General features: G+C 33.4%; 22 protein-coding genes. 4 read left to right on the top strand and 18 right to left on the bottom strand.

Annotated features, from left to right (window positions below):
* Both AC2TDS_RS04325 and AC2TDS_RS04320 read right to left on the bottom strand, forming a co-directional pair.
* Positions 1 to 888, bottom strand: coding sequence for a 3-hydroxybutyryl-CoA dehydrogenase (locus AC2TDS_RS04325; RefSeq protein WP_484737894.1), 888 nt, complete (start codon positions 886 to 888; stop codon positions 1 to 3).
* A 105-nt stretch (positions 889 to 993) separates the two neighbouring features.
* Positions 994 to 1,953: a Gfo/Idh/MocA family protein gene (locus tag AC2TDS_RS04320; RefSeq protein WP_484737893.1), complete on the bottom strand. Its 960-nt coding sequence runs from the start codon at positions 1,951 to 1,953 to the stop codon at positions 994 to 996.
* Between the two features lie 187 nt (positions 1,954 to 2,140).
* Here AC2TDS_RS04320 and AC2TDS_RS04315 point away from each other — a divergent pair, with 187 nt between their 5' ends.
* Positions 2,141 to 2,782 (top strand): protein-L-isoaspartate(D-aspartate) O-methyltransferase, encoded by a 642-nt coding sequence (locus AC2TDS_RS04315; RefSeq protein WP_484737892.1) that lies wholly within the window; start codon positions 2,141 to 2,143, stop codon positions 2,780 to 2,782.
* Between the two features lie 825 nt (positions 2,783 to 3,607).
* Here the strand turns inward: AC2TDS_RS04315 and AC2TDS_RS04310 are convergent.
* The 12 genes from AC2TDS_RS04310 to rlmD all read right to left on the bottom strand — a co-directional run bounded on the left by AC2TDS_RS04310 (position 3,608) and on the right by rlmD (position 14,773).
* Complete coding sequence (locus AC2TDS_RS04310; protein ID WP_484737891.1) at positions 3,608 to 4,564, bottom strand: Rossmann-fold NAD(P)-binding domain-containing protein; 957 nt, start codon at positions 4,562 to 4,564, stop codon at positions 3,608 to 3,610.
* Positions 4,565 to 4,570: 6 nt separating this feature from the next.
* A complete protein-coding gene (locus AC2TDS_RS04305; protein WP_484737890.1) occupies positions 4,571 to 5,515 on the bottom strand; it encodes a phosphotransferase in 945 nt (314 codons plus the stop codon).
* A gap of 12 nt (positions 5,516 to 5,527) precedes the next feature.
* Complete coding sequence (gene thrC / locus AC2TDS_RS04300) at positions 5,528 to 6,976, bottom strand: threonine synthase (protein ID WP_484737889.1); 1,449 nt, start codon at positions 6,974 to 6,976, stop codon at positions 5,528 to 5,530.
* Positions 6,977 to 7,779: 803 nt separating this feature from the next.
* A complete protein-coding gene (locus AC2TDS_RS04295) occupies positions 7,780 to 7,941 on the bottom strand; it encodes a hypothetical protein (protein ID WP_484737888.1) in 162 nt (53 codons plus the stop codon).
* Between the two features lie 18 nt (positions 7,942 to 7,959).
* Positions 7,960 to 8,820, bottom strand: coding sequence for a substrate-binding domain-containing protein (locus AC2TDS_RS04290; RefSeq protein WP_484737887.1), 861 nt, complete (start codon positions 8,818 to 8,820; stop codon positions 7,960 to 7,962).
* The gene (locus tag AC2TDS_RS04285; RefSeq protein WP_484737886.1) at positions 8,821 to 9,690 is read right to left on the bottom strand and encodes a nucleoside phosphorylase; all 870 of its coding nucleotides are present in this window, start codon (positions 9,688 to 9,690) and stop codon (positions 8,821 to 8,823) included.
* Positions 9,691 to 10,635 carry a DUF1835 domain-containing protein gene (locus tag AC2TDS_RS04280; RefSeq protein ID WP_484737885.1) on the bottom strand — a complete coding sequence of 315 codons (945 nt, stop codon included), beginning with the start codon at positions 10,633 to 10,635 and terminating at the stop codon, positions 9,691 to 9,693.
* 164 nt (positions 10,636 to 10,799) lie between these two features.
* A complete protein-coding gene (locus AC2TDS_RS04275) occupies positions 10,800 to 11,123 on the bottom strand; it encodes a translation initiation factor (protein WP_484737884.1) in 324 nt (107 codons plus the stop codon).
* Position 11,124: 1 nt separating this feature from the next.
* On the bottom strand, positions 11,125 to 12,072 hold the full coding sequence (locus AC2TDS_RS04270) for an isopenicillin N synthase family dioxygenase (protein WP_484737883.1): 948 nt from the start codon (positions 12,070 to 12,072) through the stop codon (positions 11,125 to 11,127).
* Positions 12,073 to 12,132: 60 nt separating this feature from the next.
* Entirely contained in the window at positions 12,133 to 12,849 is a 717-nt protein-coding gene (locus AC2TDS_RS04265; RefSeq protein WP_484737882.1) for a DUF6048 family protein, read from the bottom strand.
* Positions 12,830 to 13,315 carry a DUF6452 family protein gene (locus tag AC2TDS_RS04260; protein ID WP_484737881.1) on the bottom strand — a complete coding sequence of 162 codons (486 nt, stop codon included), beginning with the start codon at positions 13,313 to 13,315 and terminating at the stop codon, positions 12,830 to 12,832. The genes AC2TDS_RS04265 and AC2TDS_RS04260 overlap by 20 nt, the downstream gene beginning before the upstream one ends.
* Positions 13,316 to 13,321: 6 nt before the next feature.
* A complete protein-coding gene (gene rlmD, locus AC2TDS_RS04255) occupies positions 13,322 to 14,773 on the bottom strand; it encodes a 23S rRNA (uracil(1939)-C(5))-methyltransferase RlmD (RefSeq protein WP_484737880.1) in 1,452 nt (483 codons plus the stop codon).
* Positions 14,774 to 15,123: 350 nt separating this feature from the next.
* On the opposite strand from rlmD, the gene AC2TDS_RS04250 reads away from it, so the two are divergent.
* From AC2TDS_RS04250 to rocD, 3 genes are all read left to right on the top strand, one after another.
* The gene (locus AC2TDS_RS04250; protein ID WP_484737879.1) at positions 15,124 to 18,798 is read left to right on the top strand and encodes a zinc-dependent metalloprotease; all 3,675 of its coding nucleotides are present in this window, start codon (positions 15,124 to 15,126) and stop codon (positions 18,796 to 18,798) included.
* 649 nt (positions 18,799 to 19,447) lie between these two features.
* Positions 19,448 to 19,942, top strand: a complete 495-nt coding sequence (locus AC2TDS_RS04245; RefSeq protein WP_484737878.1) for a hypothetical protein — start codon at positions 19,448 to 19,450, stop codon at positions 19,940 to 19,942.
* Between the two features lie 504 nt (positions 19,943 to 20,446).
* Positions 20,447 to 21,691, top strand: a complete 1,245-nt coding sequence (gene rocD / locus AC2TDS_RS04240; RefSeq protein ID WP_484737877.1) for an ornithine--oxo-acid transaminase — start codon at positions 20,447 to 20,449, stop codon at positions 21,689 to 21,691.
* A gap of 92 nt (positions 21,692 to 21,783) precedes the next feature.
* Here rocD and AC2TDS_RS04235 read toward each other — a convergent pair whose 3' ends face one another.
* The 4 genes from AC2TDS_RS04235 to AC2TDS_RS04220 all read right to left on the bottom strand — a co-directional run bounded on the left by AC2TDS_RS04235 (position 21,784) and on the right by AC2TDS_RS04220 (position 25,925).
* A complete protein-coding gene (locus tag AC2TDS_RS04235; RefSeq protein WP_484737876.1) occupies positions 21,784 to 24,756 on the bottom strand; it encodes a DEAD/DEAH box helicase in 2,973 nt (990 codons plus the stop codon).
* Between the two features lie 230 nt (positions 24,757 to 24,986).
* Positions 24,987 to 25,307: a CCC motif membrane protein gene (locus tag AC2TDS_RS04230; RefSeq protein ID WP_484737875.1), complete on the bottom strand. Its 321-nt coding sequence runs from the start codon at positions 25,305 to 25,307 to the stop codon at positions 24,987 to 24,989.
* Between the two features lie 3 nt (positions 25,308 to 25,310).
* On the bottom strand, positions 25,311 to 25,571 hold the full coding sequence (locus AC2TDS_RS04225; protein WP_484738918.1) for a DUF2752 domain-containing protein: 261 nt from the start codon (positions 25,569 to 25,571) through the stop codon (positions 25,311 to 25,313).
* A gap of 30 nt (positions 25,572 to 25,601) precedes the next feature.
* Positions 25,602 to 25,925 carry a YbaB/EbfC family nucleoid-associated protein gene (locus AC2TDS_RS04220; protein ID WP_484737874.1) on the bottom strand — a complete coding sequence of 108 codons (324 nt, stop codon included), beginning with the start codon at positions 25,923 to 25,925 and terminating at the stop codon, positions 25,602 to 25,604.
* Positions 25,926 to 26,032: the final 107 nt, after the last annotated feature.

Genomic DNA, 26,032 nt, shown 5'->3' with positions numbered 1-26,032 from the left:
TTATGAAAACTGCTTAGCTACTTTTTCAGCTTTTCTATTTTCACTATAATCATAAAAACCTTCACCAGACTTTACGCCGAGTTTACCCGCCATTACCATATTCACTAGCAAAGGGCATGGTGCATATTTAGGGTTTTTAAACCCATCGTACATTACATTTAAAATAGACAAACACACGTCCAGTCCAATGAAATCAGCTAATTGTAAAGGTCCCATTGGGTGTGCCATTCCTAATTTCATTACTGTATCAATTTCAGAAACCCCAGCAACACCATTATACAAGGTTTCAATAGATTCGTTGATCATTGGCATTAAAATACGATTGGCTACAAAACCAGGGTAATCGTTTACTTCAACTGGAGTTTTGTTCACTTTCTTCGTTAAATCAACTATCGTATCCATTACTTCATCAGAGGTATTATATCCTCTAATAATTTCTACTAATTTCATGATGGGTACAGGATTCATAAAGTGCATACCAATAACTTTTTCAGGTCTACTCGTTACGGCAGCTATTTGTGTAATTGAAATAGACGAGGTATTGGTTGCTAAAATTGTATGTTCACTACAAGCGTCATCTAAATCTTTAAATATTTTTAATTTTAAAGTAACATTTTCAGTAGCTGCTTCAATCACTAAACCAACATTTTGAACACCTTCTTGAATACTGGTAAAGGTTGTAATGTTGTTTAACGTATTGTTTTTGTCATTTTCTGTAATTTTTTCTTTCGACACCATTCTATCTAAATTTTTCGTAATGGTAGCCAAACCTCTATCTAAAGCAGCCTGAGAAATATCAATTAATTGTACATTGTATCCAAATTGTGCAAATGTATGGGCAATTCCATTTCCCATAGTACCAGCACCAATTACAGCTATATTTTTCATGTGTATCGTTTATTATGGTTCAAAATATTAGTTTGTTGTCTGTTTTTTATATGTAATTATACAAAATAGCCAGCGCTATACGCTAAGTATATAGTGAGTATAGTATTAAAAACAATCGATTATTTGTTGTGCTACACGAAGGGCTTCCGTTCCTTGACTTAACGATACAATAGGTGTAGTATCACTGTTAATGGCATCAGCAAATGATTCTAGTTCATCTAAAATAGCATTGTTAGCGGTTACATCAGGGTTGTCAAAATAAATTTGCTTTTTAACTCCTTCGGCATTTTGTAAGATCATGGCAAATTCATCTGGTTTTTCAGGTACATCTTTCATTCTTACCACTTCCGAGTTTTTTTCTAAAAAATTAACAGAGATATATGCATCTTTTTGGAAAAAACGAGATTTACGCATATTCTTCATAGAAATTCTACTAGAAGTTAAGTTAGCAACACAACCATTTTCAAATTCAATTCGGGCATTGGCAATATCGGGAGTATCGGAAATGACAGAAACTCCACTAGCGTATACATTTTTTACTTTTGATTTAACGACTGATAAAATTATATCAATATCGTGAATCATTAAATCTAATACAACAGGAACATCTGTACCTCTTGGATTAAACTCAGCCAATCTATGTGTTTCAATAAACATAGGGGTGTCGATCATGTCTTTTACTGCAGTAAAAGCAGGGTTAAAACGTTCTACATGCCCTACCTGTCCTCTTACATGGTATTGACTAGCTAAGGTTCTAATAGCTTCGGCTTCTAATACTGTATTGGTAATGGGTTTTTCAATAAAAATATGTTTGCCTTTTTCAATGGCTTGTTTAGCACATTCAAAATGAGAAAGAGTAGGGGTGACAATATCAACAACATCAACAGCGTCAATCAACTCTTCAACGGAGTCAAATAAAGTATAACCAAACTCTTCAGCTACTTTTTTAGCGTTTTTTGTAAAAGGATCATAGAATCCTATTAATGTATATTTTTCTGATTGTTGTAATAAACGCAGGTGTATTTTTCCTAAGTGCCCAGCTCCTAAAACTCCAGCTTTTAACATGATTTTTACTGATTTTTGTTACCACGAAACATCAAATAATCATAGTATAAATGAGTTACCTGCTGTATTTTCGTAATGAAAGTGTTATTTTTTTAGTTAGTGATTTTTCACAAAAAATCAACGCGAACAAAGATACAATTTTAAACATATTTATTACTACTTTTAACCCAATGAAATTAACATATTCGTGAGAGATACTACCAAACATCAAGGGCTTAGAAATCAATTAGTAAATGTTTTAGAGGGAAAAGGGATTACCGATGAAAAGGTGTTAAATGCTATCAGAAAAATTCCTAGACACTTATTTATAGATAGTAGCTTTGAAGAACATGCCTATCAAGATAAAGCATTTCCAATTGCTGCTGAGCAAACCATTTCGCAACCCTATACAGTGGCATTTCAAACACAGGTTCTAGAGGTAAAAGAAGGTGAAAAAATTCTTGAGATTGGCACTGGATCAGGGTATCAAGCAGCGGTGTTAATTGAGTTAAAAGCAGAAGTATATACTATAGAGCGCCAACAGGAGTTGTTTAAAAAAACCTCTTTGTTTCTTCCTAAATTGGGGTACCGTGCAAAGCGATTTATTTTCGGAGATGGTTATAAAGGGTTGCCAAAAGAAGCTCCTTTTGATAAAATTATCGTTACAGCAGGTGCTCCTTTTGTACCTAAGGCGTTGTTAGGACAAATAAAAGTAGGCGGTAAATTACTGGTTCCAATTGGTGAGGGACATCAAATAATGACCTTATTTATACGTAAATCTCCTTTAGAGTTTGAAAAACATGAATTGGGAGATTTTAAATTTGTACCCATGTTGAAAAAGAAAAATTAGACTCAAATTTTTTTATGCCATTTGGAATGGCTGGTAATTATTTTTTCTAATACTATTTCTGACCTCAATTCATGCATCCTAATTGTTTTATGGTGAATACCGATGTATAAGTAACACAGCAAGTAAGGTCTCAAGGAAAGGGCTGTGTAACGTTGCCTAAGAACCGGTATTACAAGATGAAATCACTGTAAAATCAACCACTTCGTTTCCTTTTTAAATTTTAGCATAGCATTGCTATGCTAAAATTTAAAAAGCTCTTATTTTAATGCGTTTAACTATCAGAAGATAAAGTTCTATTCTATAATTCGGGATAAAAAACGTGTTTAATACCATTTGAATCTACCGTAATAAAACGTCCTTTTTCCCTTTCTATTTCAATATAAAAAGAAATCATAGCTACTGGCAGTATTGATTTTTCTATCTTATACGGTTTACAGTTAAATATTTCGTATATAGGTATTGAATTATTTTAAGTTAGTTTAAGGCATAAAACTTTAGCATAACTTTGCTATGCTAAAGTTTTATAACGCAAAAATAGCTATGAAAGAAACAATAAATATGCGAAATATTTATTTGTAAATCGTATTATATAAAGAAAAGAACACTCATTTTCTTTTACAGTAAATTCAAACAATAACTGGTATAAAAATAAGGTTACAGCGATGAGTTTACCTAAATGATGTATTGAAGCTTTGAAAAAGAGACGTAAGTTATAACAACAAAAGCGAATGTTTTTTTTAAACACTGTTATGGTAAAATCAAAAATGCAACCAAGCCTTTTGTTTTGAATCTATTTCAGAGGTCATGTTTTTTAACGCATATTTTTTAGCTATTCTTTATGGAATGATTGTTATACACTTCACTAGCAATCATAAGATCTTGTACAGCAACTCCTGTTAAGTCGGCAATGGTAATTTGTTGACTATTTGTTCGTTGGAGTTTGTTGTTTTGAACAGCATTACCGAGTTCTGTGATATCATTGATACTGATTGAATTATCCGACATGGCTTTAAAAACTTCTCCTCTACTTTTACTTTGAGAAATACTATCGACCACCACCACATCTGCTTTTTTCAAAATCAAAGTATCTAACTCTTGTTTTTCTGAAGTGTCTGAACCAATGGCTGTAATATGAGTACCTGGTAAAATATCTGCAGCTTTTAATAAGGGTATTTTGGACGGCGTTGTTGTTACAATTAAATTACAGTGTTGGGCGAGTTCGGTAGTTGATTTTGCAATATGCATAGTGTATTTATCCTGAAATTGTTCTGCAAATTTCTGTGTTTTTTCTGTATTTCGTCCCCATACCCATACATGTTCAAAAGAGTGATTTTTCTCTAAAAACTCTAGCTGTAATTTTGCCTGACCACCAGTTCCTATAATACCAACCCCTTTTATATTCTTTGGAGCAAAATAATAGGCTACCAAGGCTCCGGCCGCTGCGGTTCTTATGTCAGTTAAGTATCCTTCGTCAAGTAGTATTGCTTTAATTTGTCCTGTTTGTTGGCTAAACAAGAGCATGAGTCCTTGAGAGGAAGGAAGACCTAATACGTGGTTTTCATAAAAACCACTCGCAATTTTAATTACGTAATCGGCTTTGTTTTTTATATATCCATATTTAATATGAACATCACCTGGAGGATTTTCAAAAACTAATTCACCTACAGGCGGAATAACTGCATTGCCTAAACTGTACTCTATAAACCCTTTTTTCATGGCGTCAAGAATATCAATTTGTTGGATGGCTTTTTGTATTTCAGGTAACCTTATAATTGAAGTCATTTGATTTTATATTAAATTTATAAAGTGATCAGGGGTATATGCTAATACATTGTCGGCAATAGTTTTCATGACCAGATAACTGTCTTTCATGGATTCGTTTGGATAATGATAGTTAAATTGCCTGTGTCGCCAAAAAGCGGTGGCTGTGGCAGCATATATCGTTGCATGTTGTATGTACTTCTTTTCTATAGGAAGAAGTTTATTTTTATTTTCATACCCCTTCAATAAAGCTTTAGTTTTGTCTATATTGATGGTGTTATTAGTGATGCAATTACCTACGATAGCCATTCCAAGATCAAAAACCTTATAGTAATAACAAGATTCTTCAAAATCCATCAATATGGTTTCAGTAGTTAGATTTTTATGACTTACTAAAATATTACTGTCAAATAAATCTCCATGGATAAATGATTTAGGTAATTTTTCCCATGGAACCGATTCAATATAATCAGTCATTTTAGTGATCCATTTACTAAAGTCAGTATTTGAGGCATATTCACTTACTTCTGCAAAATACTGAATACCATAATTGAATTGTTTTGGAACCCAATTTAAGGGTTTGATATGGTGTAACTCACCAAGTTTTTCACCAATCAATAACAGTTCTTTAGTGCTAAAATCAGACAGTACTTCCCCATGAATAAATTCTTTAACAAGAATGGGTTTGTGATTCCAAACAGATGTTAATGTATTGTTTTTTGTCAGTACAATTTTTGAAGTATTAATACCATTTCTGATTAAATGTTCTAATAGTTCTGCTAAATTGTTAACATCTGTATCACTTTTTTTTTCAAATAAAGTGACAACATATTCTTGGTTTGTTGATTTTACGTAATAATTAGAGTTTTCAAGCCCTCCACTCAATACCTTATAAGATTCTATGGTATCGTTTGAGTAGTGACTTAAAATTGATGTTAAATCTTCTTTTGATAATTTTGAATATAGTGACATACTAGGTTTTATTTATTGGTTTAAATTCCAATTATCCTCCATGGATTTTCGCAGTGATTTTTCTAAATTTTCATGGGTACATAGGTACAGTTTTTCACAACATTGTTTTTGATCTTCAATACGCCAATGTTTAGCTGATGCTGGTAGTTGATCAATAGTATGCAATGATTTTTGTATGATTTCAGGAAACTTTGCTGGGTGAGCCGTGGCTAAACAAATTAATTTGGTGTCTTTAAGAGAATTTTTCAATTTATCGCTTACAACCATGGCTACAGCGCCATGTGGATCCAGAAGATATTTTTCAGAATTATAAATTTCGTGAATCATGTCATAGGTTTCAGTATCACTAGCTTTTTCTGATAAAAAACCGTCTTTTATTAAGTTGTAAGAATGAGAATCGAATTCAACAAATCCTTTAGTGTCGAATTGTTGTTTCCAGTGTTTGATTTTTTCGGTATCCATACCTGTTTTGAAATAGAGGTACCTCCAAAAATTGTAAGGAATTAGAATATCAATAGCCGAAGAAATTGTTTGATGCATTGCTTGTTTAGATAGCTTTCCACTTGAAAAAATACGATGTAAACTATCGTTTTCATTGCTACAGCTGATATAGGTATTTATAGGGAGTCCCATTTCTTTTGCAATCGTTCCAGCACCCAAATTTCCAAAACCACCTGACGGTACAGCGATATTAACGGGCTCACCAATATATTCTGCGACTTGAAAATAGCCATAAAAATAATGAATCATTTGCATAAGAATTCGGCCCCAGTTAATAGAGTTAACACTTGAAAGTTTAAGTTTGTTTTTAAACGCATCGTCTTCATAAAATTTAGAGATTACTAAATCTAAATCGTCTCCTCCATCAGGACAGTTATAAACCCCAACAGGGTGTATATTCTGATGTGGTAAAGAGGTCATTTGTCTTTCTTGTTCTGGAGTAATCATATTTTTAGGATAGAGTACCCATGTTTGAAAAGTCGATTTTCCAGCTGCAAAATGAGCAGCAGCAGGGCCAGTATCACCTGTGGTGGCCAAAATGAGTGTGCGCTTTTCTTTCTTTCTTTCGAGAAAAAAATGGAGTAGATTAATTAGAAAAGATTGTCCGATATCTTTAAATGAAAGAGTAGGACCATAAAATAGCTCCATAATGTAGGTTTCTTTTCTACTCTTAAGCTTGTGTAGTGGAATAATTTCCTCTCGTTCAAACTCACTATAGGCATTAGTCAATAAGTTTTTCAACTCAGTTTGCGACATCGTTTGCTTGTCTATAAATAGAGATAATACTTCAAAGGCTAAGTCTAAATAATTCAGTTTAGACCAGCTAAGTAATTTTTCCTTTGAAACTTTTGGTATAGCTGTAGGCATGTAAAGCCCTCCATCTGAAGCAAAACCATCTAAAATAGCGGTTTCAAAATCTACAGTTTTTTCTCCGCCTGTAATACTTTTATATTGAATCATTATAAGTGTAAAATTTTAATTTAGTTGTTAAATGAAGGGTGATTTTTGTTGTGAAAGTTTTGTTTGTTTAACTGATAGTTGTCCGGATTATTTCCAGAGTTTTATTTTAAAACTATAATTTGATAAGAATTTTTGAAGTTGTTATGGTTGATTTTCTCATAATTTATTTTTATCGTGTTTCTACAATTTTGGGTTCTTTGTATTTAAATTTTTTGAAGATTCATATACTCCATTTTTTTTGCATAACGCAGATGTTATTCCGTGGTTAAAAAATAGACAATGTTTTTATAGCTCTTATATTTTTATTCGTGTTTAATTATTTATAAAACTAACTTGTTGTGATTCAGTAAATCAAATGTAATATAATTAGAGTTTAATATTCAACTATTTATTTGAAAAAAAACGGAAATAGATGTTAAAGTTTTGCATGCGAAAATTGAAAGAAGTAGTTCATGATGGTTTCATACCGTGTCGTAGGTGACGTTACACATCCATTTCATTACGGTCATGCTTGCGTTTTACCTATAATACGATTTACAGATACATATTTCGTGTATAGGTATTGAATTGTTTTAAGTTAGTTTAAGGCATAAAACTTTAGCATAGCCAAGCTATGGTTAAGTTTTATAACGCAAAAATACCTACAAAAGAAATAATAGATATGCGAAATATTTATTTGTAAATCGTATAAGTGGTATTAATTATAGGAAAACTCTTGGAGCTGTGTGGTATTTAAGAGAAATAAGAAAAATGATAAATCCACTCAAAAAGTGGATTTATTGAATTTGAATAAAGAAATCAACCTATTCAACGGTCGTTTCTACTTCCGCAACTAATACTTCTGACTGATTAGAGTTAGAGTGTTGCTTTGTTTTATTAGCTAAACCACAAGGGCTTGTGCTACCACATGAAGAAAACCCCACTAAACTGATTACACAAATTGCAATAAATACTATATTTTTCATTTTTAATATTTTAAGAGTTTAAAGATACACATTTCTGATTAATTTACCAGAATCTTCTTTCTTTTCAATAACGTTAAAAGAGACCATTTTATTTTGGATTTCTGTAATTAAATCTTTAGAAACAGGATTTCCACTGTTCCATTCAGTTATAGATAACCATTCTCTAATATCTTCTATCTTTTGTTCGTATCTGATCGCTAGTACTTTGTCGATATTATCGATTTTTTTAAAATTTTCCATCCGATTATTGATAATATCTAGTACTTTTTTGACTTCGTCAAAATGATTTTCTAAAACTTCATCACGTACGGCAACAACAAAGCAAGGCCAAGGTGTTGGGCAGTTGCCTAGGCGTCTAAAAGTATGATTATCTACCAAAGGCTTCGTGGTAAAATGTTCCCACATGAAATAATCAGCCTCACCATTGGTTAGTGCATCAATTCCACCTTGTAAATTACCAACGACTTTAAATTGTAGCTTGTGGATATCCCAGCCGCAGTTATGTGCGTTAACAATGGCCATTAAGTGTGATCCTGACCCGAACCTACTGATGGCAACAGTTCCGTTTTCTAAGTCTTCAATTTTTTGAAATGTAGACTTAGCCCCAACATGAATACCCCAAACCAGCGGGCTTTTTACAAAGGTTTGTGTTATTTTAGAAGGGTTACCATTGATAATATCTTTAATGATTCCTTCAGTGAGCACAATAGCGATATCAATTTCACCTAAGCGCAATGCTTTACACATATCACCAGTACCGCCAGGGAAGTCTTGCCATCGCAAATTAATATTGTACTTGGTGTATTCTTTATTTTTTAGGGTAATGTACCAAGGATAATTAAAATGTTCTGGTACGCCACCAATTTTTAAATTCAGCATTTATTCAACTAATTTGTTTAACGTGTACACAATTAAATCTTCAATAGTTTTGTTGGGGTTTTTACTAAAACTACCAGTGGCTCTATTGGCTATAATAGCATTCATTGAAATAGCTCTATGCCCTAACAGTTTTGATAAACCATAAATGGCTGAGGTTTCCATTTCTAAATTGGTAATGCGATTACCAAGGTAGTTAAAACTATCAATTTTAGCATTTAAATCATGATCTTGCAATTCTAGTCGTAACACTCTGCCTTGAGGTCCATAAAAACCGCCTGCAGTAGCAGTTATACCTCTGTGAATTTTGTCAGTTAAGAATTTGCTTTCTATCGATTGATCGTTTTCAATAATTAAGGGGCGCGCTTTTTTTGTACTCCAATTGGTGTGGCTTATAAAGGCTGTTTCGATTTCAGGGTTGGCTATTTTATCAATTTGATAAGAATGTAACATCCCGTTCATATCAAGAGCATGCGAGCTTAATAAAAAGCTGTCAACTGGAATGTCTGCCTGTAAAGAACCAGAGGTTCCTATTCTTGCAATATTGAGTGATGTGTGTTCTTTTTTTACTTGACGTGTATTCAGGTCTATATTGACGATAGCGTCTAATTCATTTAAAACGATATCAATATTATCAGGTCCGATACCTGTTGAAATAACCGATAAACGCTTGCCTTTATAGGTGCCTGTAACTGTTTTGAATTCACGTTTCTGTGTTGTAAATTCAATAGTGTCAAAATGTTTAGTTACTTTATCTACTCTGTATTGATCACCTACAAAAATTACATCGGTGGCAATGTGTTCGGGTTTTAAATTTAAGTGATAAATACTTCCGTCTGAATTTAAAATGAGTTCAGAATGCTGTATGTTCATTTACGATGTTATTTTTAATAGTTTCTTTGTATCATTTACATACAAATAGCTATATTTTTTAGAACCGCCAAGATACGAAAAATCAGATCGTATTTTACCATAGTAATTTACCTGATTGTCTAATACTTTTTTACCAATTTTACTCAATTTAACAGGATCAAAAGAGGTAAATAATTTTTTTAGTTGTTGAAGTTTATTTAAGTATTGTACATCACCAAATCCGTAGATATGTTGATCAGCTATAATAGCATCTACAAACTCATTTTTAGTCGTATGTTTTTGTTGGCTTGCAACTTTTAAAATATGGTTTTCAAGCTTATTGAGTCCGTTGTTAATGGAAGGGAACCTTTGTAAATGAACTTTGATAGCTTTTTCTAGGTGTATAAAAGGAGACTTTGGGTTAAAGGTATATACAGCTTCTAACCGTAAAGGACTGTCTGAACAGTATAGTTGCCATATGTAATCGGCATACTCTACGTCATCTTGATTTAAAACCACTCTATTGCCATAGTGATTTAGTATTTCTTCTTTTGACAATTCGTTCAATCTAAGCAAGTTTTTTTTGTTTTTGGTAGCACCGAAATCAACAAGCGAGATCGTTCTTCCCTTTCGGTAACGTTTTAACCAGCTGATAACCGCCAGCATATTTATTTGACAAAATAAATCATGCTCAAACCATAATACAATTTCGTCTTGTTTTTTTTCATTACAAAGATTTCTATATTCTTTTAAGGTGTAATCAATAAATGTTTTTTTGGTGGTTTTATAAGACGATTTTAAAAAGTCAAATCTTGTTTTCCAAAAGCTTTCACTACCTACGTCAATGGTGGTCTTTCCTTCACAAAGCATTTCACGCCAAGTGACTATAGCGTCGCTAAAATTTAATTTGTCTAATACTTTTGTCGTACTATCTCCGTTTGTGATGTGTAGTGTTGAAGATGCCATATTTCTGGGGGTAATTTAAGTTTCTTTATAGTGTATGGGTTATATAAAATAAACGTATTAAATTCTTTTATATTACTAAGACGTTTGCTTTTAATAGTTTGTAATGATAAAACAAAAAAACAGAAAACAAAAATACTAAGAAATTTTTCTTAGTATTTTTGTTTTCATCCACCAACTCTTTTTACCTTAAAGCCTTTGTCTACTAGGATTTTCATGATATGATCTCTAAAATCTCCTTGAATAATAATTTTATCATCCTTAAAACTTCCTCCAACACTAAGTTTGGTTTTAATTTCTTTTGCTAACTTTTTGAAATCGGAGGTTGCTCCATTATAACCATCTATAATGGTAATAGGTTTTCCTTTACGTTTTTCATATTTACACAATAAAGGTTCATCTTGTAGCCAGATAGTTGGTTTTTTTTCTACAGGTTTTTCCTCGAATTCATGATCGGGAAAAAGATTTTTTAATTGGTCTTGTAAATCCATGTTATTTTATTAATCCTAACTCACGCAAACGTTCGTTAAGGAACTCACCAGCTGTAATATCTTCATGTTTTTTAGGGTTATTTTCATCAATACAGTTTTCTAAAACATCTAATTTCATTTCAGAAATAGGATGCATAAAGAAAGGTATGGAGTATCTTGAAGTTTTCCATAATTCTTTTGGAGGGTTTATTACTTGGTGAATTGTAGATTTTAATTTGTTATTGCTGTGACGAGATAGCATATCTCCAACATTGATCATTAATTCATCTGGCTCCGCAATGGCGTCTATCCATTCCCCTTTGTGGTTTTGTACCTGTAACCCTCTACCTTGAGCTCCCATTAATAAGGTAATCAAATTAATATCGCCATGTGCAGCTGCTCTAACGGCTCCTTTCGGCTCTTCTATAATAGGTGGGTAGTGAATAGGGCGTAAAATACTATTTCCATTTTTAATATACTGGTCAAAATACGTTTCTTCTAAACCTAGATGTAAGGCCAGTGAGCGAAGCACGTATTGCGCTGTTTTTTCTAGCATCTGGTATGCTTTTTTACCAACCTCATTAAACTTTGGTAATTCTTTTACTTCAATATTAGAAGGGTATTCAGCCTCTAATTTAGGATCGTTCTCAACGTACTGACCAAAGTGCCAAAATTCTTTTAAATCACCTTCTTTTTTGCCTTTAGCAGATTCTTTACCAAAAGACACATAGCCTCTTTGTCCGCCAATACCAGGGATTTCATATTTTTTTTTAATGTCTACGGGTAAATCAAAAAAGTTTTTTATTTCCCTATACAAATCTTCCACTAATTCATTGTCCAAAAAGTGTCCTTTTAAGGCAACAAAACCTATATTCTCATAAGCGTTTCCAATTTCATCGATGAATTTTTGCTTTCGTGTTTCATCTTTTGATAAAAAGTCCTCTAAATTTACGCTTGGAATTCTATTCATTGTTAATAAGTTTTATTTTTTAGGGTGTAAAGTTAGTGAAATCAGTCGTGTGCTGGAAAATTACTTATTAACAAAAGGTATTAAGTATGAAATGGAATAGAAAAACCCAAAACCAGTATTACTCTCAAATACTCTATTAAAGCCAGGAGTGTAAAGTGTTTTGAAATTTGTTTGGTCATCAACACTGATCATTATTTTGTATGAAAACCCTGCTCCTAAAAATAAATTTTTAAAAGTTTCTACTTTCATCCCTAGTTGAGCTTCAATCCAATGAGCTGTTAGTCCGGTGTCTGTATGAGGTGTGTTTATTGTTTCAGCAGGGAAGTAGGGTGGAGTTCCTTCAATTCCTGTAGTGACATTAGGGGTATAACTATCCAACGAATGGTCAAATAGCGCAAAACCATAGCGACCTCCAATATAAATTTCATTATTCATATCGAGCCAATTCGTGTACGCATTATAATTAGCTCCTAATCTTAGGTAACTTCCTTTAGCTGTAGAGGTAGTGAAATCTTCAAAAGTGGTTTCTTTTTCATACCCCAATTCAGCAGCTGCATACCAGTTTTTCGAGATTCTATAATCTCCAAGAAGTTCTAAACCACTGTAACTCTTGTCAACAGCAGCAAGTCCAGGTTTACTTAGGTCAATACCTAAACGCAATCCATATCCTGTTTTATAAATGATGGTGTCTTTTTTGATAGATTCTTCTTGTGCTTGTTGACTGTATGCATGAAATATCACAAAAACGAAGCAAAAACTAATGAAAAACTTGTACATGCGCTTGAGTTTGATTATTGATAATAGGTATTTCGGTTGTAGAGAGATCACCTATCCAAGAACTATCAGAGTTACTAATAGTAACATCTTGAAAGGTAAAACGATATCCGCAAGATCTCGATATATATTCTTCTTCTGGGGTATATTGAATGGTTAATGTTGCAGTTTGGGTATTGGCAATATCATCATCTACATCATTTTTAGTTAATATGTAAACGGTCTCATTAGTTAGGCTATTTAGAGGTATGGCTATTGAATCTATGGTTTGATTTTTTATCAAGCTGTCAGACATTCCTTGAGCGTAAACAAATAGCCTATTTACGCCTTTAGTTTGGGTAATATCTTCATTATCATAAAAACGTAATACCAAGTTTGGGGTAACAGGCGTTTGCGTGCAAAAGTCATCTTTTTCACAGGATAATAAACTCATTACACCAATTAATATAATATATGCGTATTTTTTCATTTAGTATTATTTTTCAAATAAAACAACAGTTTCTATATGAGATGTATGCGGAAATTGATCAACTAAACTAATTTTTTTGAGAGCATACCCCGCTTTTACTAATTCTTCAGTATCTCTGGCCTGCGTTGCTGGGTTACAAGATACATAAACCATTCTATCTGCATTTAAATTTATGATTTTTTTAAGTGTCTTGGGAGCAATTCCGGCACGAGCTGGATCGAGAATAATAGTTCTTATTTTGTTTTTAAATTCTGGGTGTTCTACTAAAAACTTTCCAACGTCAGCTGCATAAAATTCAACACCATGTATGTTGTTTCTCAGGGCGTTTTTTCTTGCATCTTTAATGGCCGAAGAAACAATATCAACACCAACGATTTTTGTGTTATCTGTTTCTGATGCAATGATTTGACCAATAGTTCCTGTACCACAGAACAAATCCATCACAACCGTATTATCAATGGCGTCTTTATTCTCTAGGGCGTATGCGACTACTTTTGAATATAATTTTTCTGCAGCTTTAGGATTCGTTTGAAAAAAGCTCTTCATGCTAATTTCAAAGTCTAAATTTAGTAGTTCTTCTACAATTTTTTCTTCCCCATGAATCAAGGTTACACTTCCGGTTGTAGACATAGTTCTATCTCCAATTTCGTCATTTATTGTATGTAAAAAACCAGCAACTCTATTGCCAAAAAGCTCCACTAAAAATTGAGAGAACTTTTTTAAATCAAACTTAGGTAGATCATAAGAAGTGGTAACTAGGTTAAATAATAATTGGTCGGTTTTATATGATTTTCTAACTACGAAATATCTAAAGAACCCTTCTTTTCTAGGGGCGTGCCAAGGCGCTAGCCCTGTGGCCTCACAATATGTTCTTATTTTATGTACATTATTTTCAAATTCGGCATCAAAAAGCCCACTATCTTTGTTAAGGTTTTCTCCGATCCACCAGGTACCTCTCCTTTTGAAACCTAAGGTGAACTCATCAACATCCGTTTTATTTTTATTGTCGTAGCCAATAGCAGAAAAACTATATTCCATTTTATTTCTGTAGTGAAATGCGTTGGGAGACGATACAAATTCATCAAAATAAGCTTCTATATCTTCCACTTTCCCTATTCTTTTAAATAAAGACATGGTACTCTCATACTTGTATTCATGTTGCTTTTCTATGGGTAGTTTGATATAAGGAGCACCAGGTATTTCTTGATAAGGTGAGGTTATTTCATCATCAGAAATTTTAATAACTTCCAGTAGTTTACATTCTGCATACTTCTTTTTTGACTTGTCAACTCTAACCTTAACGAATTGCCCTGGTAGGGTATTCGGTACAAAAACTACAAATTCACCCAAATCAGAACGAAGACGTCCTATACCTTTACCGCCAAAGGCATAATCTTCAATTAAAATTTCTAAAATTTGGCCTCTTTTTACAAACTTATTACGTTCTCTTCTTGGCATCTTAAACGATTAATTAATACTTAGCAAAATTAGGGAAAGTAGATAGAAAAAGCATAGGGTTAGAGATGCTTTTACGAAAACATAGTAATTGCGATTCGATTTTATCAAATTGATTCGAATTTTTAGGGTGTCGTTACCTGTATTTTTACTGATTTAGGGTCAAAAAATCATAAAGGAAATGAATAGTTTTTAAACGAATATTAGAATAAGTATCGTCTATGCTTAAGATCAGTTTTTGAATGCGTGTGTTTTTTTTAATAGAGTAGCTATGAGTAGTCAATTTCAAAAATAAATTTTAAAAGACGGAGCAAAAGCGCTAACTTTCAGCGGATTAAATAATTATATATACAATGAACTTAAAATTATCTTACGCAATTCTGCTGGTGTTTTCGCTGTTTACGAGTTTTCTCTATGCACAAGAATACTGGTCTGAAATGGAATTTAGTGATGGAGAATATGGTATTTCTCTTGAAGAGTTAGACAAGAATGACTATAGCGTTTTTCGGTTAAAAATTAAGAACTTAAAAAAACAATTAGTTAATGCACCTTTGAAAAGTCAATTTAGAGGTGAGTCAAATACCGTGGTTAGTTTTCCGGATGAAAAAGGAAAGATGACTGTGTATCGTATTGTAGAAACCTCCGTTTTTTCAGACCCAGTTTATGCGGCAAAAGAACATCCTAAAATTAAAACCTATGCTGGCTATAGTGATTTAGGTTCTAGAGTTACGTTTAGCGTGACACCATTAGGATTGATGGGGATGTTGTCTTATCCAGAAGGAAAAACTGTTTATATTCAACCAATAGCTAAAAATTCTGAAGGGATATACCTCGTTTATGATAACCTTATAGGTCATTCTAGTTATCCTACTCTTGCAAGATCTAAATGTCAGCGAGCATTGGGTGGGGGGATAATAGGTAGAAAGTCTGAAGTACCTCCAACAAATGCTAATGATAAAGTATTAAGAACCTATCGCATAGCCATTTCTACTACCAGTAAGTATACTAAATTCATGGATGATGGAAACCCTAAAAACGGAAATGCTAAAAGAGATGCGTTAGCGCACGTTGTTTCTACCTTGAATCGGATGAATGCTATGTATGAGGCAGATATGGCTATCAGGTTTGTATTAGTGAATACAGCAGACGATCCGGCATTAGATTTAATATATTCTAAAAATGACAAGGATCCTTACAATTTGGATGAGGCTGTTGGTGGCGTACTAGAGGAAAACTTAAAAATACAGTCAAATTTAGATAAGGTTGTGGGTGATTCAGATTATGATATTGGACATTTATTGATTTATGGAACAGGAAATTTGGGAGATCAAGGATATGTTGGTGGGGTATGCCAAACTGGTAAAAAAGGAACGGGTTTCTCTTCTTTTACAGATATTCCAAATAGTACTGACAATGGTCCTATATCTATTGGAAGAGTTGAAGGACCTTTTCTGTATGATAGATTTGATGTCAATATAGTTGTTCATGAAGTAGGACATCAAATGGGAGCCACTCATACTTCACAAGTTGGTTATCAAGTTCCGCTTCCAACGGTAGGGGGTGTATTAGATGATGCACAATTTGAACCAGGAGAAGGGTCAACTATTATGGGATATGCAGGGCAAGGTCTAGCTGATAATGAATTTGTTCAGCTCAACGCTGATCCGTATTTTCATCACTATAATATTTCTCAAATTCTTAATCATGTGAAAAGCTTTTCCACTTGTGCTGAAACGATACCAATAGAAAATAATCCTCCAGATGCCGATGCAGGAAAAGATTACCATATCCCCCAGGGAACCGCTTTCGTCCTTAAATCAATAACAAACACGAAAACTAACAATAATGGTTTAAGAACGTATAGATGGGAACAGCATGATCGTAGTAAAGATATAGGTTGGGGTAATTTTGGTCCCACCCAGACGGAAGGAGCATCATGGAGATCAAGGCCTGCAACCACAAGTCCATTCAGATATATGCCTACCTATAACAGAGTTTTGGAAGGGAAATTAACAGAAACTAATCCTGATAAGCTTGACAATTCATCATGGGAAACAGTTTCTACGCAAGCAAGAGAGTTGAATTTTGCTTTAATCGTTACGGATTGGCCAGCGACCAATGGAATGGGGCAATACCCCCAATCAGATTCCGATTTTATGAAAGTGATTGTTGAGGATGGGGAGGCGTTTACGATAGATTCTGTGCCTGTGTTTTGGTCTTCAAGATCAGGACAAACAGTAAAATGGACTGTGGGAAACACTAATAATAAAACAATTAATTGTCAATTCGTAAATATTAAACTTTCTAAAGACGGAGGGAAAACATTTCCAATTACTTTAGCTTCAGCTACCGATAATGACGGAGAAGAGTTTATCCGTTTTCCAGAGGGATCTACTGATGTGGATGACGCGAGAATTATGATAGAACCTACAGATAATATATTTTACGCGATATCAAATAGCTTCAAAATCTCAAGTAGACCTGATTTTAGTATTTCTATCGATTCCAAAACTAAAACAGTTTATTGTGGAGCTACTTATGATGCGGTGTCGTATAATGTACAATTAGACACGATAAATGATTTTTCCGATACAGTTATACTAAAAGCATCTGGTTATCCAGAGGGAACAACAGTAACGTTTTCTCCTACTACTTTAGGGGGCAATGGTAGTAGTTCATCTGTTATGAAAATAGCAGGCTTGAATACATTGCTTTCAGGAGAATATACGATGATGATTCATGCAGAATCAGCATCATTAGCTCCGAAAACGGTAGTTGTAGAGCTTATAAAGAAAACCACCTGCTCTTCAGGGAATTTTACCGAGGAGACGGCTACCGCCACAACTTTAGTGCAATTTGCTGAGATATATAACAGCTCTGAAAAACCGAATGGTTATAGTGATTATAGAAATATATCTACCAGAGTAAAACGAGGAGAAATGTACCCTTTTACCAATGGTGTAGATACTGGTGGAGGTTATGAATGTTATACAAGTGTTTATATAGACTGGAATCAAGATTGTGTTTTTGATACTGATGAATTTTATGATTTAGGAATGACTGAGGTGAATGGACCTACTTCAAATTCACCATTGAGTATTACCGTACCAGAGCATGCGCTATTAGGAAGTACAACTATGCGTGTAATAACAAAATATTATAGTAGGGCCGCAGGTTCTTGTGAAAATAATTTCGATGGAGAGACAGAAGACTATACCTTAGAGGTAGTCTCTTCGATACCAGAAGAACAGGCTACTCTTTCCAAGGGGTTCTTTGAAACTGGCTGGGATGAATGGAGGAAAGGAGGTAACAATGCCCATCGAATTAAAAGCCCGGAAAATTCCTTTGAAGGTAAGTATTCTATTAGGTTACGAAGTAAGAGCAGCATGGCATCTTCAATGACACATTCAATATTGAATTTATCTGAATACAAAAAGGTAGTGGTCAGTTTTAATTATAAAGCAATTGGGATGAATAAGAAAGAAGGGTTCTTTTTACTTTATAACGACGGGACATCTTGGAAAACAATTAAAAAATTTGTTAAAGGAAGAGATTTTGTGAATAATACTTTTTATAAAGCAACACTTACGCTTGATGCAAAAAAACAAGGGTTTAGCAATATAGCCAGATTTAGAATACAATGTAATGCTTCCGATAGGTCGGAGATGGTTTTTATAGATGCGGTTACCATAAAAGGAGTCAAAAAAAATCATGGAAGAGAGGCGCTCGGTCGCAATTTTGCTACTGTAAACAATACGAAAGTAAAAGCAGCAGCTGATCTAGATGAAATAACCAATCTATCGGTGTATCCTAATCCTGCAACGACTAGTTTAATTATAAGAGACAATAAAATCGGGTGGCAATCTGTCGATATCTATGATGTTCATGGCAGACACATGAAATCAGTGTCTTTAAAAGCCACTAGCTTGGTACATCAATTAGATATTAACAATTTATCAGCAGGAATCTATTTTATAAAATTACAATCCGAAAAATCAAAACAGGTTAAGAAATTCATTAAGAAATAAATGTATATTTCTGCATGGTATGCGTGCGGTAGCATAGGAGCCACATTATAATTTTTATAGTGTGGTTTTTGTTTTAATACGGACTCTTCGATGAAGTCAGTTTTTAGTATTTAAGTAATTAAGTTCCATACGGTCATTACGAGAAGTGCCTACGATGATATAATCTTTTTTTTATCAGTTTTCAATGTTCAGAGATCAATTATTAGTTTTAGGTTAATAAGTTTATGGTATGAATAATTGTAATCAAGACAAAGGGATTAAAGAGTTTTTAAAAGAGATTATAACTTCAATATTAATTACTGCTATCTTTGTTTATTGATAGATTTCACTCCTGACATGATAAAAAACAAGTAAAAAGTGATAAAACTATAGGCAATAGTTTTTCACATAAGGCTGTTGTTTTTTAATTACAGCTTGTTGTTGGTTTTGGTAGAGGTTTGATTAACAACGGTATAGGGGGTGTATTGAAATTTACGAGCAGTACCGCATTATCAATTACCCCAGCGTCGGTCAGACCGATTAACCCTAGTCAAATAAGTCCAGAACCATTTGTGCTAGGAAGTTTAAAACCATTTAATCCTCCACTACCTGTATTTAAGCCACCAAAAATGGATTAGAGATATAAAGTTTTGATTAATTATAAAGTATTATGAAGACAATAATAATTTTGAGTTTAATATTTTTTCTAGGCTGTAAGAAATCATCAAAATCGAATGATTCAATAATTTCTAATGACATTCAAGAAGTTAAAAATATTGCAGACAAAAAACATGAGGATACGCAAACTTTTGAAAATTGTAATGAGATATTTGAAGAGTTTTTTGAAAAATTTGCGAAAGACAGTGTTTTTCAGAAAAACAGAATCAAATACCCTTTAAAGCTTCTGTATAATGATTATGAGGTAGATAGTATAGTTGTAGTAAAAGAATTTGGTAATAAAGATGATTATAAATACTTTAATTTTACAGAGGATAAAAAAGCAATGGAAAGGGAAAGTGATAAATATACTGTTGAGATGGAAAAATTAGATGATGTTGTTAAATATAGTCATTTGGGTTATGATAACGGAATTATGAATACATATACCTTTAAATTAATCTCCAATTGTTGGTATATGGTAGAGATATTAGATGAATCAACATAAGAAGGTGCGCGAATGACAAAGTAATTGCTGCCGATCGTGTTCTTACGAGTAGCGAGTAAGAGTTTACAATGAGTAATTAGCACTTGTCAATAATAAAAATAAAACCACCTCCAGTCACGTTAAACGGGATTAAACATACATTGGGCGGCGGAGTAGGAGGAGTGCTAGGGAACTAATCTCAATTTTTTCAACCTGATACGTTGTAATAACAAATTAATATTTGATCATCAAGGTGTTGAGAAGTTGGTTGTATGATAGGATATTAAATTAAATCGGGAATAGATAGTTAAAATGTACTGCTAATTAAAGGGCTCTTGATATCTGAAAGTAAGTTTTATTAGAATCGTCAAAGAATCTCGGAATAAGATTTCATCAAACAGTGAATATTTAGTAATTTGCGGGTCTTTAGGGATGATTTCTCTCCCACGCTGCTTTTTCGAGTTCTTCGAAAGAATAAAGGTACAGTAGGAATGGTTATTTTATGAATTTTTAAAAATTAAAGAAATGGCTGTTTTAGAACAATTAACTTCACAGCAAGTAATCGATTTAGAGAATAAGTATGGAGCTCATAACTATCATCCATTACCAGTGGTGTTAAGCAAAGGAGAAGGAGTATATTTATGGGATGTTGAAGGGAAGAAGTACTACGATTTTCTTTCAGCGTATTCAGCGGTTAATCAAGGTCACTGTCACCCGAAAATAGTAGGCGCAATGGTTGATCAAGCGAAAACCTTAACCTTAACATCTCGTGCCTTTTATAATGATATGTTAGGGCATTATGAGAAGTTCACTACAGAATTTTTCGGCTTTGATAAGTTGTTACCTATGAATACAGGAGCAGAAGCTGTTGAAACTGCGTTAAAGCTTTGTAGAAAATGGGCTTATGAGGTAAAGGGAATTAGTGAAAATGAAGCTGAGATAATTGTATGTAAGAACAATTTTCACGGAAGAACAACGACTATAATTTCTTTTTCTAACGATCCAGTAGCACGAGACAATTTTGGACCATTTACAAGTGGTTTTATCAAAGTTGAGTATGATAATTTGAAGGAACTAGAGGAAGCGTTGAAAAACAATTCGAATGTAGCAGGTTTTATGGTTGAACCAATTCAGGGTGAGGCAGGAGTTTATGTGCCTTCTGAAGGGTATTTAGCTGCGGCTAAGGCACTATGTGAAAAACATAATGTTTTGTTTATAGCTGATGAAGTTCAAACAGGAATTGCCCGTACAGGGAAATTACTGGCTGTAAATCATGAAAATGTGCAACCAGATATTTTAATTCTAGGAAAAGCCCTTAGTGGAGGTGCATACCCTGTTTCTGCAGTTTTAGCGAATGACAATATTATGAATGTTATTAAGCCAGGAAATCACGGATCTACTTTCGGTGGAAATCCAATTGCAGCAGCAGTTGCTATTGCCGCTTTAGAAGTAGTAAAAGACGAAAAATTAGCCGAGAATGCTGAGCGTTTGGGTAAGATTTTCCGTGAAGAATTAACTACGTTTGCTGAGACAAATGACTTGGTAACTTTAGTTCGAGGAAAAGGTTTGTTAAACGCAGTAGTTATTAATGATTCTGAAGACAGTGATACTGCTTGGAATATTTGTATGAAATTACGTGATAACGGATTGTTAGCAAAACCAACGCATGGAAATATCATTCGTTTCGCACCGCCTTTAGTGATGAATGAAGAGCAACTAAGAGATTGTTTATCAATAATAATGAAAACGATTTCTGAGTATAAGCAGTAAGTAATACTGATTCTTATTGGATACACTATATATTGAATACAAAAAAGAGCCGTTTTGAATGGCTCTTTTTTTGTGCTTATACCATTTCTTTTTTAATTTACCATGTCATAAATATTTAAATGCTTTTTCAATAAACCAGAAGGAGTGTTCTTTGTTTCGTCTAAAATTCGGGTGTCTCCAAATAAGATAAAACTATCTTTAGCTCTTGAAACAGCAACGTTTAGCATATTGGGTTTATTGTCTTTGTCAAAAAACATGGTTCCTTCATCTTGAGCGCTGTATACAGAGCTAAATAGAATAATATTTCGTTCTGCACCTTGCAAAGCGTGAACAGTTCCAAGTTTTATATGACCAACGTTAAATCCTGCTTCAGACAATGCCTTAGAAAGCTCTCCCTTTTGGCTGGCAAAAGGCGTAATAATTCCCAATATACTCTCAACAGAATCAACAGAATAGGCATTTTGTATTTCTTCTTTGTTTTGTTGAAGCCATAGAATAATAGCATTGACTTCGTTTAAATTACAACGACTGTTGTATTTGCGTTCACTAATACCTTCTATATGATAGGCTACCATTGATGGGAAAACCTGACTATCTTTTGCTTTTCCTTTCATTGGTTTTAAAATGCCTCCATAAGCAAGCTCATTACAAAAACCAATAATTTCGTCATTACACCTTCTGTGTTCTAACAACACCAAACCATTTTCTTTTTCAGATTGTAAAAGTGTTTCGTATTCACAGGCATTTTGAGCCATTTTCATGATACTTCCTCCTGAAGCAAGAAAACCAATATTCTGTAAATATTCATATTCATTAAGCTCATCAATGATTTGTAAAGATTGTAGGTTTCCGATATCAATCTTTGGAGGGATAGACCAAATAGGTTCAATTTGTTTTAAATCGCCCACAACAAAAGCCTTTTGTGCCAGTGAGAACAAAGGGATGCTAACCTCTGGGGTAACCTGCCCTGCTTCGTCAATGATAAGAAGGTCAATAAAATTGAACAGAGGAAGGTATTCAAAAATAGGTTTTCCTTCTTCATTTTGACCTTGAAACTGACTGTAGACGAAATGTGAGGGAGCCATATAAAAGGTGGCTACAAAACAAGGGGTCAACATAGCTCTTCTTTTCCATTTGTTTTTAATGGAAATTTCACCAGTTCCTTTTTCTGTATCGCTTTCAATTGCATTAAAGGTTTCCAGTAACCACCTAGCTTCCCAATAATGAGTAGCAAGCAAGAAAGCTTTATGACGTAGGGTAACATCTATTTCATCAAAAAAATATCGATGACTTTTGTCGTTGTTTTTGATTTTCTCATACTCAAAATCCCACATCTGCTCTTCTGAAATAAAAGGGTAGCCTTTTATATCGTTGTCTAGTTTCCATTTATTGAGTTTTAAATTGGACTGCAATAAGAGGTTTAAATGGGCGAGAAACTGTTTGATAAATGAAAATGAGGTACGCTTTTCAGCAAGTGTTTCTTGAGGGATTTTAAAAATATGCTCGTCATTTACGGCAACGGAACTCGTTGTGAAATAGCGACTGATTTTATCCATAAAATCAGTGTCTTTATGACTGGATTTAATATCGTTTAAAATAGTTCTCCATTCATGTATTTTAGCGATGTTAAAGGTATCTTTTTGTAGGTGATCTTCTTGATTAAGTAATATATTGTTAATACTTTCTATAGAATTTAAGTAATCTGTAGAAAAACGGACGCTGTCTATGAGTTCGTCTTCAATGGTGATTATTTCTTCTTGAAGATGGATACAAGCTTCTTCAAGAGAGGCTTCCTGAGAGTTGAAATATTGATTGTATTTGTCGAGAAAATAGTATTCGGCATTATACAAATATTGCTCATTTTCTAAATCACATAAAGTACCTTCATGACCAAATAAATTTCCTTTGAGATAGTTGATGTTTTTTAACGACTTTTCTCCTTTTGAATTGGAAGGCAAATAGGTGGCGTATCCGTTGAAATCTGGAATCCAACGCTCCGATAAATTTTCAAATGTACTAACAGAATTAATAAAACTATCTATAATATTGGTAACTGCTTGGTTATTATTAGAGCAAGCTAAAATTACAGGAGCATCTTCACCGTTGATGGCCGATTTAACCACTTCGGTAGCAACCAAACTTTGTAACAATGTTGTTTTTCCGGTTCCAGGCGGACCATTAACAGCCATAACCGTGCTGTCTTCTGCTGTTAAATACGATAATAATGTTTTGCGCTGGCTAATAGATAATGGAAATTCATTCGACATTTGCCCCAAATGAAGATAATTGTAATGTAAAAAGCCTTCATCGGTAATAGGGTTTCTTCTGTCTTTATAACCAGGATTAATTATTTTTGAGAGTAGTGGAAGCTCTTCTGCTGTATCGAGTAAGTTCTCGTATAGAAAAAGGATGCTCTTTGCTGTTGATATTTTAGAACTAACAGCGAAATAGGTGAGTTTGTATTGGGTAGTATATTTTTCAGCCTTGTAATTATAAATAGTATGATAGGTGATTTCAGAAAAAACCTCGTTTACATAATTCCAATAATCATCCCATCCAACGGCATCATCTTCGTATAACGATGTTGGCTTTTCAATTTCCCTGGCTCCTGTAACATTATCAATTGAAGAAAATATAAAATCATTTTTTGCGTCCGCTATAGGATCTAGATAGTTTCTTACGATAAGAGGGAAAAGTTCTTTAGGAGACGATAATTGTCCTTTACGATCTACTGTAGCAGTAACCCAAAAAGGATAAATTGTACGTTGTTTAAATGCTGAATTATCAGATTGATATTCTAAATGAAAAGGGGCGATCATTATTTGAGTTTCGGTTATTTCAAACCAGCTCGGACTATCTCTTTTTGTGGCCCCTCTCATTCTATTAATTCGTCGTTCTTCAATATCTAATAATTCACTTGCTTGTTTTGAGTTTATAAGCGGTGTGTTTAAATCAGAAGTGTTTTGACGGAATAAGTTTTTGATTCGTGAAATGTCTATCGCTAAGTTTTCACTGTCAAACAAGCTGTTTTTATAGTAAAGTAACCAGTTTTTTTCGTTATTCATTACTGCTTTATATCTTCGAAATTAATAGTATTCTTTGGGGGAAGGAGCGCGAAAATAGCAGAATTAATTTTCTTTTTTGAGAAAAAAAACAGGTTTTTATAAAACAATAATAATGGCCAGAATTAATTATTTTAAAGTCAGTTCATTGCAAAAAAATAACGTATGACCCCTGCGGAATTAAGGTCATACGTTATTTTAAATAGCACATAAACAGCTAGCTCTAGCTATTCTTATTGTTCGTATTGCTCCATGAGTTGTCTCGACTGTTCCATTAAATTATCCCAACCGATGGTGTATATTTGATATATGGTATAGGTAAGATATAAAACATTGATTATTAAAATAACCAGAGCAACTATTTTACCGGTGTAAATGGTATCTTGATTCGTATAATCATCTGGGTTTTCATAATATTTTTTTAATTCGGTATGCGCAATAAAAAAGGCAATCCCTGCGGGTATAATTCCTATACCAGCACAACAACATAAAGGGAGTCCTAAAATAGCTAAAGTGTAAATCAGTGGAGCGTATTGTAATTGTTTAGATTCCATAAATTATAGTATTTTTAAAAGAAAGTTTCCTACGATGAGAACTAAGTTAAGAACTAGTAAGAAACGAATTATTTTTTGAGAATTATTAAAATTGAATTTAAAGTTTAAGAGTAAATAGCCTACCAGAAAAATAAGAGAATACATAGCAGGATACATATAAAAGGCGCTTATAAACTCACCTTTGAAAAGAAGTACAAGGGCTCTTTGAAAACCACAACCTAAACAATCTAAACCAAATAGTTTCTTGTTTACACACGGTAGCATATAATCTTCTAATTTCAAAAGAGATATTTATTAGTTAAATAAATCCATTCCAGGAATATTAGGCATACCGCTTTTTGCTGCCATAGCCAATTCCTGTTCATTGATTTCACCAGCTCTTTTTAGAGCCTTATTTAGAGCTAGAATTAGGTAGTCTTCTAATGCCTCTCTGTCTTCAAGCAGAGTGTCATCAACGTTGATCGCTTTTATTTCTCTGTTCGCTGTCACGGTTACCTTTATATTTCCATTGGCAACAGCTTCATCAATTAAAACAGTATCGAGTCTTTTTTTTGTTTCTTCTACTTTTTTCTGGGTTTCTTTTAATTTTCCCATCATACTTGAAATATCTCCAAACATTGGTTTTGTGTTTTAACATTTTTATGTTTGCAAATTTAGTACTTTCACAAGGAATTTAATAAATCTAATTAAAATGAGAAAAATAATGCTAATTGCTTGCGCTTTTA

It is taken from the genome of Tenacibaculum profundicola (assembly GCF_057220795.1).
The sequence above is the reverse complement of the archived record's forward strand: the minus strand, read 5'-3'. Positions and strand labels throughout refer to the sequence as shown.